General features: G+C 70.6%; 14 protein-coding genes. 1 reads left to right on the top strand and 13 read right to left on the bottom strand.

Annotated elements, in window-relative coordinates; genetic code table 11:
- Positions 1 to 44: 44 nt before the first annotated feature.
- From AC3IX6_RS28060 to AC3IX6_RS28045, 4 genes are all read right to left on the bottom strand, one after another.
- Positions 45 to 509, bottom strand: a complete 465-nt coding sequence (locus tag AC3IX6_RS28060; protein ID WP_489365692.1) for a GNAT family N-acetyltransferase — start codon at positions 507 to 509, stop codon at positions 45 to 47.
- A complete protein-coding gene (locus tag AC3IX6_RS28055; RefSeq protein WP_250743762.1) occupies positions 506 to 1447 on the bottom strand; it encodes an RluA family pseudouridine synthase in 942 nt (313 codons plus the stop codon). The genes AC3IX6_RS28060 and AC3IX6_RS28055 overlap by 4 nt, the downstream gene beginning before the upstream one ends.
- An 86-nt stretch (positions 1448 to 1533) precedes the next feature.
- On the bottom strand, positions 1534 to 2097 hold the full coding sequence (gene lspA / locus AC3IX6_RS28050; RefSeq protein ID WP_489365690.1) for a signal peptidase II: 564 nt from the start codon (positions 2095 to 2097) through the stop codon (positions 1534 to 1536).
- 229 nt (positions 2098 to 2326) lie between these two features.
- On the bottom strand, positions 2327 to 3145 hold the full coding sequence (locus AC3IX6_RS28045) for a TraR/DksA family transcriptional regulator (protein ID WP_489365688.1): 819 nt from the start codon (positions 3143 to 3145) through the stop codon (positions 2327 to 2329).
- Between the two features lie 595 nt (positions 3146 to 3740).
- Here AC3IX6_RS28045 and ileS point away from each other — a divergent pair.
- Complete coding sequence (gene ileS, locus AC3IX6_RS28040; protein WP_489365686.1) at positions 3741 to 6899, top strand: isoleucine--tRNA ligase; 3159 nt, start codon at positions 3741 to 3743, stop codon at positions 6897 to 6899.
- A 307-nt stretch (positions 6900 to 7206) separates the two neighbouring features.
- Here the strand turns inward: ileS and AC3IX6_RS28035 are convergent, their stop codons facing one another.
- The 9 genes from AC3IX6_RS28035 to ftsW form a co-directional block, all read right to left on the bottom strand.
- The gene (locus AC3IX6_RS28035) at positions 7207 to 8463 is read right to left on the bottom strand and encodes a DivIVA domain-containing protein (protein ID WP_489365684.1); all 1257 of its coding nucleotides are present in this window, start codon (positions 8461 to 8463) and stop codon (positions 7207 to 7209) included.
- Positions 8464 to 8545: 82 nt separating this feature from the next.
- Positions 8546 to 8842, bottom strand: coding sequence for a YggT family protein (locus tag AC3IX6_RS28030; protein ID WP_112450285.1), 297 nt, complete (start codon positions 8840 to 8842; stop codon positions 8546 to 8548).
- Positions 8843 to 8902: 60 nt separating this feature from the next.
- On the bottom strand, positions 8903 to 9523 hold the full coding sequence (locus tag AC3IX6_RS28025) for a cell division protein SepF (RefSeq protein WP_407839576.1): 621 nt from the start codon (positions 9521 to 9523) through the stop codon (positions 8903 to 8905).
- Between the two features lie 151 nt (positions 9524 to 9674).
- The gene (locus AC3IX6_RS28020) at positions 9675 to 10394 is read right to left on the bottom strand and encodes a YggS family pyridoxal phosphate-dependent enzyme (protein WP_489365682.1); all 720 of its coding nucleotides are present in this window, start codon (positions 10392 to 10394) and stop codon (positions 9675 to 9677) included.
- 3 nt (positions 10395 to 10397) lie between these two features.
- A complete protein-coding gene (gene pgeF / locus AC3IX6_RS28015; protein WP_489365680.1) occupies positions 10398 to 11132 on the bottom strand; it encodes a peptidoglycan editing factor PgeF in 735 nt (244 codons plus the stop codon).
- Positions 11129 to 12328 carry a cell division protein FtsZ gene (gene ftsZ / locus AC3IX6_RS28010; protein WP_489365678.1) on the bottom strand — a complete coding sequence of 400 codons (1200 nt, stop codon included), beginning with the start codon at positions 12326 to 12328 and terminating at the stop codon, positions 11129 to 11131. Before ftsZ ends, pgeF begins: the two co-directional genes overlap by 4 nt.
- A gap of 280 nt (positions 12329 to 12608) precedes the next feature.
- Positions 12609 to 13469: a cell division protein FtsQ/DivIB gene (locus tag AC3IX6_RS28005; protein WP_489365676.1), complete on the bottom strand. Its 861-nt coding sequence runs from the start codon at positions 13467 to 13469 to the stop codon at positions 12609 to 12611.
- A gap of 31 nt (positions 13470 to 13500) precedes the next feature.
- A complete protein-coding gene (gene murG, locus AC3IX6_RS28000; protein WP_243330148.1) occupies positions 13501 to 14595 on the bottom strand; it encodes an undecaprenyldiphospho-muramoylpentapeptide beta-N-acetylglucosaminyltransferase in 1095 nt (364 codons plus the stop codon).
- Positions 14596 to 14601: 6 nt separating this feature from the next.
- Complete coding sequence (gene ftsW, locus AC3IX6_RS27995) at positions 14602 to 15915, bottom strand: putative lipid II flippase FtsW (protein ID WP_489371580.1); 1314 nt, start codon at positions 15913 to 15915, stop codon at positions 14602 to 14604.
- Positions 15916 to 15994: the final 79 nt, after the last annotated feature.

The following is a 15994-nucleotide window of genomic DNA, read 5'->3' as shown; positions in this document are numbered from 1 at the left end:
GGGGACGGCCCCGCAGGGCTGCGCGCACCCACCCCCGGCCGGGGCTACGGCAGCGCGCGCCGCATCGCCCGGTGCGGGATCCCCGCGTCCTCGAACTCCGGCCCGTAGGCCACGTACCCGAGCCGCTCGTAGAACCCCAGCGCATGGGTCTGCGCGCCGAGGTCGACGTACGACAGCCCCAGCCGAACCGCCTCGGCCTCGATCGCCCGGACCAGCGCGACCCCCACCCCGAGCCCGCGCGCGGACTTGGTGACGGCCAGCCGTCCGAGCGAGCCGACCTCCGGGGAGCCCGTCTTGCCCAGGGCCCGCGGCCCGTACAGCAGCCGGCCGGTGCCCAGCGGCACCCCGTCCGGCCCCTCGGCCAGCACGTGCACCGCGATCTCGTCGTACGCGTCGTACTCGATCGACTCCGGCACCGACTGCTCGACCACGAAGACCTCGGTCCGCACGGCGAAGCAGGCCTTCAGGTCGTCGTCCGTGACGGCGACCCGTACGGATACGGCGGTCACTCGCTCTCCTTGCGGATCACGTCCAGCGCGTTCTGCAGGTCCGCCGGGTAGGTGCTCGCGAACTCGACCCACTGCCCGTCCGACGGGTGCTCGAACCCGAGCCGCACGGCGTGCAGCCACTGCCGGGTGAGCCCGAGGCGCTTCGCGACGGTCGGGTCGGCGCCGTAGGTCAGGTCGCCGACGCAGGGGTGCTTGTGCGCGGCCATGTGCACGCGGATCTGGTGCGTGCGCCCGGTCTCCAGCTTGATGTCCAGCAGCGACGCGGCGCGGAAGGCCTCGATCAGGTCGTAGTGGGTGACGGAGGGCTTGCCCTCCTGGGTCACGGCCCACTTGTAGTCGGCGCTGGGGTGCCGCCCGATCGGCGCGTCGATCGTGCCGCTCATCGGGTCCGGGTGGCCCTGCACCAGCGCGTGGTAGCGCTTGTCTACGATCCGCTCGCGGAACTGGTTCTTCAGCGAGGTGTACGCGCGCTCCGACTTCGCGACGGCCATCAGGCCGGAGGTGCCGACGTCGAGCCGGTGCACGATGCCCTGGCGCTCGGAGGCACCGGAGGTGGAGATGCGGTAGCCGGCGGCGGCGAGGCCGCCGATGACGGTGGTGCCGGTCCAGCCGGGGCTGGGGTGCGCGGCGACGCCGACCGGCTTCATGATGACGACGATGTCGTCGTCGTCATGGACGATCTCCATGCCGGGGACGGGCTCGGCGACGAGCTCGACCTTGCGCGGCGGTTCGGGCATCTCGACTTCGAGCCAGGCGCCACCGTGCACACGCTCGGACTTCCCGACGACACTGCCGTCGACCAGCACCTTTCCCGCGGCCGCGAGTTCGGCCGCCTTCGTCCGGGAAAAACCGAACATACGGGCGATAGCGGCGTCGACGCGCTCGCCCTCGAGGCCATCGGGTACGGGCAGGGTGCGGATCTCGGGAATCGTACTCACCTGTCGAGTATGCAGGACTCGACAGAAGACCATTCCCGCGATCAGCCCGCGGTCAGCCCGTGAACGGCCCGCGATCGCTTGCCGGGTCAGTCCTTGTGGACGGTGCCGTCCGGATCCAGGCCCTTGAACGACAGCAGGACGATCAGGATCCCGCCGCAGACGATCGCCGAGTCCGCGAGGTTGAAGACGGCGAAGTGGGCCGGTGCGATGAAGTCGACGACCGCCCCGCGGAAGACTCCCGGCGAGCGGAAGATCCGGTCGGTCAGGTTGCCCAGCGCCCCGCCGAGCAGCAGGCCCAGCGCGATCGCCCAGGGCAGGCTGTACAGCTTCCGCGCGAGCCGCACGATCACCACGATGACCGTGGCGGCGATGCAGGTGAAGATGATCGTGAAGGCCTCGCCGAAGCCGAAGGCGGCGCCGGGATTGCGGATCGCGTCGAACTTCAGCAGGTCGCCGATCACCTGGATCGACGGCTGGTGCTCCAGCTTCGCGACGACCAGCATCTTGCTGCCCAGGTCGACCAGGTAGGCGAGAAGCGCCACGACGAGCAGCGCGACGATCCGCCGCTGCCCCTTGGGCGCCGCGGATTCGGGCTGGGTGCCGTCTTCCCCGACCTCCGGCGTACCGATGATGCGCTCCGCCTCTGCCACGTGAGTCCCTCGAACTAGCTCGAACCAGGTTGTAGGACGGCACGGCGCCGACCGACCCGCCAGGTTCTGGACCCTGACGAGACACGAGAGTACGTCAGGGCACCCTTCGGCCGCCGCCCCGGCCGGACACCGGAAGAGCCCGCCGGGGCCCCGGCCCGGGGCCCTCCGGCGCCCACCAGGGGCCGTACGGGGCCCCTGGGGCCCGGCTCAGCCCCCGCTCAGCCCCCGCTCAGTGCCGCCGCTCCTGCTTCTGCTTGCAGTCCACGCACAGCGTGGCCCGCGGGAAGGCCTGCATCCGTGCCTTGCCGATGGGCTGGCCGCAGTTCTCACAGAGGCCGTACGTGCCGGCCTCCAGCCGTTCCAGCGCGCGCTCGGTCTGCTCCAGCATCGAGTTCGCGTTCGCGGCGAGGGCGAGCTCGGACTCCCGGGTGATGTTCTTGGTCCCGGTGTCGGCCTGGTCGTCGCCGGCGCCGTCACCGGAGTCCCTCATCAGCCCGGAAATGGCCGCGTCGGAGGCCTGGAGCTCGGCGCGCAGCCGCAGCACCTCGCTCTCCAGCTCGGCCCGCGCCTCGGCGACCTCCGCCGGGGTCCAGGGGTCCTCGCCGGGCCGTACGGCGAGCTCGCCGGGCGCCAGGCCCGCCGTGCCCCGCGCCTTGGGCAGCCCGCTGGTCGCGGCCGTGGCCGTCTTCCTGGCCGTGCCGGTGCTCTTCTTGGCAACCACTTTCCGGGCTCCCGTCTCGTGCGCGGCCTGCGCCGCCCCCTCGGCCCCGGCCGTCTTGGCCGTGGCCTTCTTCGCGGCCGTCTTCTTGACGACGGCCGCATTCCCGGCAGGTGCCTTCCCGGCGGCCGCCTTCTTCGCGCCGGCGGCCTTCGTCCCTGCCGCCGCCTTGGCGCCTGCCGCCGCCTTCTTCCCGGCGGCGGCGCCTTCCACCGGTCCGGCCTCCGGATCCGGGGCCGCCACCTCCGTCACCGGCTCCTGCGCCGGCTTCTCCGCAGCCTTCCCGACAGCCTTCTTGGCAGTACTCCCGGCGGTCTTCTTCGCCACCATGGCCGCGGCCCCTTCACATACTGTGATCATTGCTCGCGAATCGTGCCGGAACGATAAATCGACTCCGGCCCCACGGCAACGGGGCACGCGTCCATCGAGGTCAACCTGCATCCGTTGTGCCCAGCGGGGAGCCCGGTAATCCGCCCCACGCGCCCCACCGCACCCCGGAACGGCCCGTCGGCCCATTCGGGTCAATTCGAGCCCGGTCCGCGCCCTGGTCCGAGCCCCGGTCCGCGCCCCGCCCGGATCCCCGCGCCACGCCCCCTAAACCGGTCTGCCGACCAGCCCCCCGGCCCGTACACTGGGCCCAGCGAGAGGCATGGATGGGGACGAGTAGCGTCGGACGCAGCCAGGAGCGACCCGGGGACGGTGAGAGCCCGGGGGCGAGCGCGATGCGAAGGATCACCCCGGAGCCGCCGGAAGAAAGCCCACCGGGATTCCCGTAGGGCGAGTAGAACCGGCTTCGCACCCCAATGAGGGGGCCGGCGGACCACAGGTCCGCGGGCCAAGGAGGGTGGTACCGCGGGAGCAGCTTCACTCGGCTCTCGTCCCTCCGGACGGAAGTGACACCCCGCCGGAGGAAGAGTTCAGCCTCATGACCACACCGCCGCAGTACCGCCCGGTACCCGCCCAGGTCGACCTGCCTGCCCTTGAGCACGCGGTCCTCGACTTCTGGCGCGAGAGCAAGACCTTCGCCAAGACCCTGGAGCAGTCCGAGGGACGCCCCGAGTGGGTCTTCTACGAGGGCCCGCCCACCGCGAACGGCATGCCCGGCGCGCACCACATCGAGGCCCGCGTCTTCAAGGACGTCTTCCCCCGCTTCCGCACCATGCGCGGCTACCACGTGGCCCGCAAGGCCGGCTGGGACTGCCACGGCCTGCCCGTCGAGCTCGCCGTCGAGAAGGAACTGGGCTTCAACGGCAAGAAGGACATCGAGGCGTACGGCATCGCCGAGTTCAACGCCAAGTGCCGCGAGTCGGTGACCCGCCACACCGACGCGTTCACCGAGCTCACGAACCGCATGGGCTACTGGGTCGACCTCGACGACGCCTACCGCACCATGGACCCCGAGTACGTCGAGTCCGTGTGGTGGTCGCTCAAGGAGATCTTCAACAAGGGCCTGCTCACCCAGGACCACCGCGTCGCCCCCTGGTGCCCCCGCTGCGGCACCGGCCTCTCCGACCACGAGCTGGCGCAGGGCTACGAGACGGTCGTCGACCCCTCGGTCTACGTCCGCTTCCCGCTGACCTCCGGCCCCCTCGCGGGCGAGGCGGCGCTCCTGGTCTGGACGACCACTCCCTGGACCCTGGTGTCCAACACCGCGGTGGCCGCGCACCCCGACGTCACGTACGTCGTCGTGCGCCGTACCGGCGTCGAGGACTCAGAGAAGCTGGTCGTCGCCCAGCCCCTGCTGGAGAAGTCCCTCGGCGAGGGCTGGGAGGCCACCGGCGAGTCCTTCACGGGCAAGGAGATGGAGCGCTGGACCTACCAGCGCCCCTTCGACCTGGTGGAGTTCCCGGAGCCCGCCCACTACGTCGTGAACGCCGAGTACGTCACGACCGAGGACGGCACCGGTCTGGTCCACCAGTCCCCCGCCTTCGGCGCCGACGACCTCGCGGTCTGCCGCGCGTACGGCCTGCCCGTGGTGAACCCGGTCCGCCCCGACGGCACCTTCGAGGAGGAGGTCCCGCTGGTCGGCGGCGTCTTCTTCAAGAAGGCCGACGAGAAGCTGACCGCCGACCTCGAAGCGCGCGGCCTGCTCTTCAAGCACATCGCCTACGAGCACAGCTACCCGCACTGCTGGCGCTGCCACACCGCCCTGCTCTACTACGCGCAGCCGTCCTGGTACGTCCGCACCACCGCCGTCAAGGACGCGATGCTGCGGGAGAACGAGAAGACCAACTGGTTCCCGGACTCCGTCAAGCAGGGCCGCTTCGGCGACTGGCTGAACAACAACATCGACTGGGCGCTGTCCCGCAACCGCTACTGGGGCACCCCGCTGCCCATCTGGCGCTGCGAGGAGAACCACCTCACCTGCGTCGGCTCCCTCGCGGAACTGAGCGACCTGACGGGCACGGACCAGTCGAACCTGGACCCGCACCGCCCCTACATCGACGAGGTCACCTTCCCCTGCACGGCGGAGGGCTGCACCCTCACCTCGGTCCGCGTGCCGGAGGTCATCGACGCCTGGTACGACTCGGGTTCGATGCCGTTCGCGCAGTGGGGCTACCCGCACAAGAACAAGGAGATCTTCGAGAAGCGCTACCCGGCGCAGTTCATCTCGGAGGCCATCGACCAGACGCGCGGGTGGTTCTACACGCTGATGGCGGTCGGCACCCTCGTCTTCGACAAGTCCTCCTACGAGAACGTGGTCTGCCTGGGCCACATCCTCGCCGAGGACGGCCGCAAGATGTCCAAGCACCTGGGCAACACCCTCGAGCCGATCCAGCTGATGGACACTCACGGCGCCGACGCCGTCCGCTGGTTCATGGCGGCCGGCGGCTCCCCGTGGGCGGCGCGCCGCGTCGGTCACGGCACGATCCAGGAGGTCGTCCGCAAGACGCTCCTCACGTACTGGAACACGGTCGCCTTCCAGGCCCTGTACGCCCGCACGTCGAACTGGGCGCCCTCGGCCTCCGACCCGGCGGCCGCGGACCGCACGGTCCTGGACCGCTGGCTGCTCTCGGAGCTCCACACCCTCACGACCGAGGTCACCGAGGCGATGGAGGCGTACGACACCCAGCGCGCCGGCAAGCTCCTCTCCTCCTTCGTGGACGACCTCTCCAACTGGTACGTCCGCCGCTCGCGGCGCCGCTTCTGGCAGGGCGACGCGGCCGCGCTGCGCACCCTGCACGAGGTCGTGGAGACAGTCACCCGCCTCCTCGCCCCCCTCACCCCCTTCATCACGGAGCGGGTCTGGCAGGACATGGTCGTCCCGGTCACCCCGGACGCCCCGGAGTCGGTGCACCTGACCACGTGGCCGGCCCCGGACGCCTCGGCGATCGACCCGGAGCTGTCCCGGCAGATGCTGCTGGTACGCCGCCTCGTGGAGCTGGGCCGCGCGACGCGGGCCGAGTCGGGCGTGAAGACCCGCCAGCCGCTGTCCCGCGCGCTGGTCGCCGTATCGGGCTTCGAGACGCTCTCCCCCGAGCTGCACTCCCAGATCACGGAGGAGCTGAACGTCTCCTCGCTGGCCTCCCTCTCGGAGGTCGGCGGGTCCCTGGTCGACACCACGGCCAAGGCGAACTTCCGCGCGCTCGGCAAGCGCTTCGGCAAGGGCGTGCAGGACGTGGCGAAGGCGGTGGCCGCGGCCGACGCGGCGGCCCTGTCCCTGGCCCTGCGCTCCGGCGAGGCCACGGTGGAGGTGAACGGCGAGACCATCGCCCTCACCCCCGAGGAGGTCATCATCACGGAGACCCCGCGCGAGGGCTGGTCGGTGGCGTCCGACTCCGGCGCGACGGTGGCCCTGGACCTGGAGATCACCCCGGAGCTCCGCCTGGCGGGCCTGGCCCGTGACGCGATCCGCCTGATCCAGGAGGCCCGGAAGAACTCCGGCCTGGACGTCGCGGACCGGATCGCCCTGCGCTGGTCCACGTCGGACCCGGAGCTGGTGACGGCCCTGACGGACCACGCCTCGCTCATCGCCGACGAGGTCCTGGCCACGGACTACGCCCCCGGCGAGGCGGACGCCGCGTACGGTGACCCGTTCACGGACGAGCCCCTGGGCCTGACTTTCCGCCTGCGCAAGGCGTAGCCCGGCCGAAGCGGCCCGCGTCCCCCTCCCCGGGGGGTGCGGGCCGCTTCGCGTTTCCCCTACCCGCCCTTCCACCGTTCCCCGGGCTCCGCCCGGACCCGGTACGGGCTGACGCCAGCCAAGATCCAGCCCCTCCGGCGTTTGAGGAGTGGGGTCTGGGGCGGAGCCCCAGGGAACGGAGGAAGGGCGGGTAGGGGACTCCGCGCAGCGGCAGCCCGCAGCCGGGCCGGGGCATGAAAACGGGCCGGGCCCGGTGCCCCCGAAGGGGAACCGGGCCCGGCCCGAACCGTCTGCCGACGGCTACCGCTTAGTTGTCGTCCTCGTCGATCAGGAAGCCCCGCATGGGAGACGGCGCCTGCTGCATCGGCTGCGGACCAGCCGGCCGCACCGGAGCCATCGGCTGCGTCATCGCCGGGGACATCTGCTGCTGGCCACCACCGTAGGAGGGGGACATCGGCGACGGACCGCCCATCGGCGACGGGCCACCCATCGACGGACCACCCATGGAGTGCATCGCACCGGCCGGAGCCATCGACGGGGTCGGCGACGGCGGCAGCGCGGGACCGGCGGGGTTCCGCGGCGGAGCCAGCGAGTCGTCGGCCTGCGTCTCCAGCTGGCGCAGCTGCGATTCCAGGTAGGACTTCAGACGGGTGCGGTACTCACGCTCGAAGCCCCGCAGGTCCTCGACCTTGCGCTCCAGCGTGGCGCGGGCGGACTCCAGGGAGCCCATCGCGACGCGGTGCTTCTCCTGCGCGTCCCGCTCCAGCGCGTCGGCCTTGGCGCGGGCGTCCCGCTCCAGGCCCTCGGCGCGCGACCGGGCCTCGCCGACGATCTTGTTGGCCTCGGAGCGGGCCTCCGCGATCGCCTGGTCGGCGGTCTGCTGCGCGAGCGACAGGACGCGGGCGGCGCTGTCGCCACCGGGACCCTGCTGCGGAAGCTGCTGCGGCTGCTGGTGCATCTGCTGACCCATGGGCTGCATCTGCTGGCCCATCGGCTGCATCTGCTGACCCATCGGCTGGCCCATCTGCTGGCCGAGCGGGTTCTGGCCACCCATGGACTGCTGCTGCATGGGGTTGCCCATCGGGCCGGGACCCTGCTGGCCCATGCCCTGCTGGCCCATGCCCTGCTGGCCCATCTGCTGCTGGCCCATCTGCTGCTGCCCACCCATGGTGTGCTGCTGCATGGGGCCGCCCATCGGGCCGGGGCCCTGCGGACCGTGCCCACCGGGGCCGGCCGGAAGCTGGGGCGGGCCACCCTGGAGCTGCGGCGGACCCATCGGGGGCTGCTGCTGCGGGGGGCCGGATATGGCCGCGGGCACGGGGGCGCCGGGGCCACGCTGGTCCTGGGGCTCGGGCTTGCGCATGCCCTGCTGCTGCTGGTTCTGCGCGGCGGCACGCGTGGCGGCTGCCAGCTTGGCGCGCAGGTCCTCGTTCTCGCGCAGCAGGCGCGTCAGCTCGGACTCGACCTCGTCGAGGAAGGCGTCGACCTCGTCCTCGTCATAGCCTTCTCGCAGGCGGACGGTCGTGAACTGCTTGTTCCGCACGTCCTCGGGAGTCAGCGGCATGTCTTCTTCACCTCTACGTAGTCGTCGGCAGTCGGCAGGACCGTATCGGGACTGTCCCCGCGCCTGCGGGGAAGCTCATCGTTCACACGCTTCTCGCAGCGGTGCTCACGAAACTGATGAGGATGTAAACGATGATCATCAGAACGAAGAAGGACAGGTCGAGTGCCACGCCCCCGAGACGCAACGGCGGGATGAGCCGCCGAAGGAGCTTGAGCGGTGGATCGGTGACAGTGTAGGTGGCCTCCAGAACGACCACCATCGCCTTGCCGGGTGTCCATGAACGTGCGAACTGGAACACGTAGTCCATGACCAGTCGGAAGATCAGCACGATGAGGAAGCACATCAGCGCGATGTAAACCACTTGCAGTGCTACGCCCATCCCGCGCTTCCCTCTCCCCTGCTTCCGCCCTGTACCCGGTCCCGTATCTGACGGATCGGTCTAGCTTTGGTTGAAGAACCCGCCCTCCGCGATGCGGGCCTTGTCCTCCGCCGTGACATCGACGTTAGCAGGAGACAGCAGGAACACCTTCTGTGTCACGCGTTCAATGCTGCCGTGCAGACCGAAGACAAGACCGGCGGCGAAGTCGACCAGACGCTTCGCGTCCGTGTCGTCCATCTCCGTGAGATTCATGATCACCGGAGTGCCCTCACGGAAGTGTTCCCCGATGGTACGGGCCTCGTTGTAGGTCCGGGGGTGCAGCGTCGTGATGCGGTACGGCTCCCGCTCGGAGACGACCTTGGGCATGATCACGGGGGCGTTCTTCTCCAGATTCGAGCGTTCGGGTGTGATGGACGCCACGGGGGCGATTCGCGCGGGACGTCCGTTTTCAACCGGCATTGGGAGGGGTTCTCTTGGTGCCGGGGGCTGGGCAACTCGTACCGGTTCGTCCGATACGGGCGTTTGATGCGAAACGGGTTGCTGTCGGCGGTCCCGGTCGCGCGACCGCTCCGGCTCCGGCTCGGGTTCGAACTCGTCGTCGGGGTCGTACCCCGGGTTGTCGTACCGGTCGTCCTCCACGAGGCCGAGGTAGACCGCCATCTTGCGCATCGCGCCGGCCATTCTCTGAGTCCTCCGCTCTGTGGTGGATCGCCCTGTCGCAGGTGTCTCGCCGTGTCACGAATGTCACCAACTGCCCGCGATCCACGTGGCCTGTCCGCTCATCAGCGGAAATGACCATATTTTCTGCTGTGGTCCGACTTTCTTCGCGACGTTACCCGAGCCGGGGTCTCGCGCCGAGTACCGCAGTGCCGACGCGTACATGTGTCGCACCGGCCCCAACGGCCTGTTCCAGGTCTGCGCTCATCCCGGCCGACACCATCGTGGCAGCCGGATGGTCCGCGCGCAGGCGGGATGACAATTCCACCAGCCGCTCGAAGGCGGCTTGTTCGCGTCCCGCGTAGCGCCCGGCCAGCGGAGCGACCGTCATGAGACCGTCGATGCGCAGTCCGGGAGCCGCGGCCACGAGGTCCGCCAACTCGGCGAGCTGCTCGGGCGCCGCGCCGCCGCGGGCCCCCCGTCCGCCCGACTCGGCGTCGAGGGCGATCTGTACCAGGCAGCCCAGTTCCCGTCCGGCGCCTTCCGCGGCCGCCGAGAGGGCCGTGACGAGCTTGGGGCGGTCGACGGACTGCACGAGGTGCGCGTATCCCGCCACCGAACGGACTTTGTTCGTCTGCAACTGACCGACGAAATGCCAGGTGAGGGGCAGATCCGCGCAGGCCTCGGCCTTGGGGGCCGCGTCCTGGTCCCGGTTTTCCGCCACGTGACGGACACCCAGGTCCGCCAGCAGTCGTACGTCGCTCGCCGGGTAGGTCTTGGTGACCACGATGAGGGTCACCTCTTCCCGCTTGCGCCCGGCAGCCGCGCAGGCGGCGCCGATCCGCTCCTCCACCTGCGCGAGGTTCGCGGCGAGCTCGGACTTACGATCCGTCATTCTTCAGTCCAACCAGACATATCCGGCAAGCCGCCCGGTCATCCGGTCGCGGCGGTACGAGAAGTGGTCCCGCGACTCCAGTGTGCAGACCGGGGAACGGCCGATGTCGGCCACCCCCGCCTCCGCGAGCTGCGCGTGCACTCCGGCCACCACGTCGACGGCCGGTGTCCCCCAGCTCGTCTCGGCGTACGCGGCCGGCACCACCTCGGCGACCGCCGCCCGCATCTCGGCGGGAACCTCGTAACACCGTCCGCACACCGCCGGTCCGGTACGGGCCACCATGCGTGCGGGGTCCGCTCCGAGCGAGACCATCGCCTCGACGGCGGCCCCCACGACTCCGGCGACCAGCCCGGGCCGCCCGGCGTGGGCGGCTCCCGCGATGCCGGCGACGGGGTCGGCCAGCAGGACGGGCGTGCAGTCGGCGGTGAGGACCGCGAGGGCGAGACCCCGACGGGCGGTCACCACCGCGTCCACCGCCGGGATCTCCTCCCGGTCCGGCCCCCACGGGCCGTCGACCACCGCCACGTCCCGGCCGTGCACCTGGTTCATCCAGACCACCCGGTCCGGCGCGATGCCCAGCGCCTTCGCCGCGGCGGCCCGGTTCGCACGAACGGCGGCCGGGTCGTCACCGACCGCGCCGCCGAGATTGAGCTCCTCGTACGGAACGGCGCTCACCCCGCCCCACCGGTCGGTGAAGGCGAAGCGGGCGCCGCTCTCGCTGTACTGCTCCAGGGTCACTTCAAGAAGTCCGGGACGTCCAGTTCCTCGGCCGGGCTGTCCTGGTACGGCCGGGCCGTCGGGACCTGCGGGGCCGGAGCCTCGGCGACCGGGACGGGCTCGCTGCGGACCGGCTCCTCGCGCGGGGTGACCGAGCCGAGTCCGCCGAAGGCCGGGCGGACCGGCTCGGGGGCACGGACCGGAGCCGGGGCCGGCTCCTCGCGCTTGGTGGAGGCCGCGCCGATGACGTTGTCGCGGCGGGCCGGGGGCTGTCCGCCGTCGAACCCGGCCGCGATGACGGTGACCCGTACCTCGTCGCCGAGCGCGTCGTCGATGACCGCTCCGAAGATGATGTTCGCCTCGGGGTGCGCGGCCTCGCTCACCAGCTGCGCGGCCTCGTTGATCTCGAAGAGACCGAGGTCCGAGCCACCGGAGATGGAGAGCAGCACGCCACGGGCGCCGTCGATGGACGCCTCCAGCAGCGGCGAGGAGATCGCCATCTCGGCCGCGGCCACCGCGCGGTCGTCGCCGCGGGCCGAGCCGATGCCCATCAGCGCCGAGCCCGCCTCGGACATCACGGACTTGACGTCCGCGAAGTCGAGGTTGATCAGACCCGGGGTGGTGATGAGGTCGGTGATGCCCTGGACGCCGGACAGCAGGACCTGGTCCGCCGACTTGAAGGCGTCGAGGACGCTGACCTGGCGGTCCGAGATGGACAGCAGGCGGTCGTTGGGGATGACGATGAGGGTGTCGACCTGCTCGCGGAGCTGGGCGATGCCGTCCTCGGCCTGGTTCGCGCGGCGCCGGCCCTCGAAGGTGAACGGCCGGGTGACCACACCGATCGTGAGGGCGCCCAGCGAGCGCGCGATGTTGGCGACGACGGGTGCGCCGCCCGTTCCGGTGCCGCCGCCTTCGCCGGCGGTGACGAAGACCATGTCGGCCCCCTTGAGGACCTCCTCGATCTCCTCGCGGTGGTCCTCTGCCGCCTTGCGGCCGACATCCGGGTTGGCGCCGGCGCCAAGACCCCGGGTGAGTTCCCGGCCGACGTCGAGCTTGACGTCGGCGTCGCTCATCAACAGCGCCTGGGCGTCTGTGTTGATGGCGATGAACTCGACGCCCTTGAGACCGACCTCGATCATTCGGTTGATGGCATTGACACCACCGCCGCCGACACCGATGACCTTGATGACTGCGAGGTAGTTCTGCGGTGCTGCCACGTCGAAGGCCTCTCGCCTCGAGTTACGTGTCGTTCGCCTCGCGGGCCTGCGGTGCGACGACTGATGCCGAAATTGGGACGGTCCGTACACGCCGACCCGAACCCTAACCCTGAAGTTTAGGGTTATGAGTGTGTCTGTTCCTTGGACTCTTCCGAACAGGACACTAAGTCGACAAGTAGCGCGTGTTCAACGAACACGCCGAACCTCCCGTTTTTCTTTTCACCCTATGTGATCACCCGTATCGGTGGCCAACCAGGGTGCGACGCTGTTCGACCAGACGTCAACTACCGGACACCGCCGGGGCGGTGGGGACGCTCACGTCGAATCGGTCAGCCTTGGGCGAGGCCTTCAGGAGTGCCGTCAGCGCGCGGCCCTTCGCCTCGCCCTGTTCACCGCTCCCCCAGACCACCGACCGGCCGCCGCTCAACTCCAGCGCCACCGAATCGTAGGACCGGACCTTGACCTGCACGGTCTCCTTGCGGATGCCCTCCGGGAGGACGCCGGCGATCTGGACGGCCTCGCGCAGCAGCCGTTCCTCGTCGAAACGGCGGCCGCTCGGAGACTGCTGGGAGCTCAGTTCGAGCAGCGGAACACCGGCCGGTGCTTGTCCGACCGTGTCGAATCGCACACCGGAAGCGTCCACTTCCACGAACTGCGCGTCCTTCTTGATGAGCAGAACGGGCTTGCGTTCCGTCACCTTCAACCCGATTCCGTGCGGCCAGGCCCGCACCACATCGACCGAATCGATGCGGGGCAGGCGGCCGCGGAGCCGGGCTTCGATCTCGTCGGTGTCCACGGACACCAGGGGCGCCCCGACGGGAACGGAGGCCGCCGCCAGCACCTGGTCCCTGGTCAGGACCTCGGTGCCGGTGGCGGTGACCTTCTCGATCCGGAGCCAGGAGGACCCGTAGAACACCCAGGTGCAGCCGGCGGCCAGGAGCAGGGCGAGGACCGCCCCGGCGACCACGAGGGGCCCCCGGCGCAGCCCGCCGGGGCGCGGCCCGCGGGGTCCCCCGGGGCCGGAGCCCCTGGGCGGCTTCGGCGACTTGGGGGCCTTCGGGGTCCCCAGCCGCTTGAGGGGGCCGGAGCCCTTCCCGGCGGCTCCCGGACCGCCACGCTGCGCGGTGCTCGCTCCGGCCACTCCTGTGCCTCCTGCGTCGGTGCTTCCCGCGTCAGCGGGCTCTGTTGGCTGCGATCGCCTCGTACACCATGCCGACGAGCAGCTCGTCCGCGTCCCGGCGGCCGAACTCGGCGGCGGCGCGGGACATCTCGTACAGCCGGTGCGGGTCGGCGAGCACCGGGAGGACCTGGCTGAGCACCCACTGGGGCGTCAGTTCCGCGTCGTCCACGAGCAGGCCGCCGCCGGCCTTGACCACCGGCTGGGCGTTGAGCCGCTGTTCGCCGTTGCCGATCGGCAGCGGGACGTAGGCGGCGGGCAGCCCGACGGCGGACAGTTCGGCGACGGTCATCGCGCCCGCGCGGCAGAGCATCATGTCGGCGGCGGCGTACGCGAGATCCATCCGGTCCACGTACGGTACCGGCACGTAAGGCGGCATCCCGGGCATGTTGTCGACACGCGGCAGTTCGTTCTTCGGGCCGACCGCGTGCAGGATCTGGACCCCGGAGCGCTGGAGGGTCGGCGCGACCTGCTCGATCACCTCGTTGAGGCGCCGGGCGCCCTGCGAACCGCCGGAGACCAGCAGCGTGGGCAGGTTGGGGTCCAGGCCGAAGGCGGCGCGCGCCTCCGGGCGGACCAGCGCCCGGTCGAGGGTGGAGATGGAGCGGCGCAGCGGGATGCCCACGTAGCGGGCGCCGCGGAGCTTGCTGTCGGGCGTGGAGACCGCGACGGCGAACGCGTACCGGGAGCCGATCTTGTTGGCCAGTCCGGGCCGGGCATTGGCCTCGTGGACGATGATCGGCACCCCGAGGCGCTTGGCCGCGAGGTAGCCGGGCAGGGCCACGTAGCCGCCGAATCCGACGACGCAGTCGGCCTTGGTGCGCAGGAGGATCTCCTCCGCGGCCTTGATGGTGCCGCGCAGCCGTCCTGGGACGGTGATCAGCTCGGGCGTGGGCCTACGGGGCAACGGGACGGCCGGGATCAGTCCCAGCTCGTAGCCGCGCTCGGGCACCAGGCGGGTTTCGAGTCCGCGTTCGGTGCCGAGGGCGGTGATGCCCACGGAAGGGTCCTGCCTGCGCAGGGCGTCCGCGAGGGCCAGCGCCGGCTCGATGTGGCCGGCGGTCCCCCCACCGGCGAGTACGACATGCACCGAAATTCACCGCTCTCCGGACGGACGCTTCTTGACGCGCCGTCTCATCGACTTCCATCTCTGCCCGGTCCGCGGCCGGCCGTTCTTGGGCCTCCGCATCGCGAGCGCCGCCCGTGCCGCCGGCTCCTCCCGCGCGAAGGCGATGAGCAGTCCGACCGCGAACATGGTCGGCAGCAGGGCCGACCCGCCGTAGGAGAACAGCGGGAGCGGGACCCCGGCGATCGGCAGCAAACCGAGTACCGCACCGATGTTGATCACGGCTTGCGCCGTGATCCAGGTGGTCACGCCTCCCGCGGCAAACCGTACGAAGGGGTCCTCCGTGCGTCCGGCCACGCGGATACCCGCATAGCCTAGGGCCGCGAACAGGGCGAGCACCGACAGCGTCCCCGCCAGCCCCAGTTCCTCACCGGTGATGGCGAAGATGAAGTCGGTGTGGGCCTCTGGCAGTTGCCCCCATTTTTCCACACTGGCACCCAGTCCGGAACCGAACCATCCGCCCGATGCGAGGGCGTAGATTCCGTGGACGGCCTGCCAGCACAGCCCGTTTTCGGGCAGCTCGGTCACTCCGATGCACTGGAGCCGGTCCATGCGGTGCGGGCTGGTCTTGATGAGCAGGGCGACGAGTACGCCCACGAAGGCCAGGACCGCCGCGAACATCCGCGTCGGGGCTCCAGCCAGCCACAACAGGCCGAACAGGATGGCTCCGAGGATCATCGCGGTGCCCATGTCCCCGCCCAGCATGATGAGCCCGAGCAGCAGGAAGGTGACCGGGACCAGCGGCACCAGCAGGTGTTTCCACTGGCTCAGCAGGTCCTTGTCGCCCTTGCGCGCCAGCAGGTCGGCGCCCCAGAGGATGAGGGCCAGTTTGCCGAACTCACTGGGCTGGAGCATGAACGGACCACCAAGGGAGATCCAATTCTGGTTGCCGTTGATCGACACCCCTATCCCGGGAACCTGGACCAGGACCATCAGGAAGAGCGTGCCGGTGAGCACCGGATAGGACAGGGCCCGGTGGAGTTTGACGGGCATCCGGGAGGCCGTGAGCAGCAGTACGGTGCCGATCGCGGCCGCCAGGAACTGCTTCTTGAAGAAGTACGCGTCGCCCAGGCCGAGCTGGAGCGCCTTGATCATGGAGGCCGAGTAGACCATCACCAGGCCGAGCACGGTGATGAGCAGCGAGCTGCCGAAGATCAGGTAATACGCCGTGAGGGGCCGGTCCCAGGCCTGGCGCAGCTGCCGTTGCGTGCGGCGCAGCCGGGTCAGCGGCCCGCCCCCGGCGGGCCGTCCGGGACGCGCCGCGGGGCGTCCGCGGCCCAGCATCCCCCTGCCGGCCCTGGGTACGCCGGGTTTGACACCCTTGCCCTCTTTCGCGGTCCGGGCAGCCCTGGCGGTCTTCTCC

This window comes from Streptomyces sp. GL_141 (genome assembly GCF_057834385.1).
This window is presented reverse-complemented; position numbering and strand designations above follow the sequence as displayed.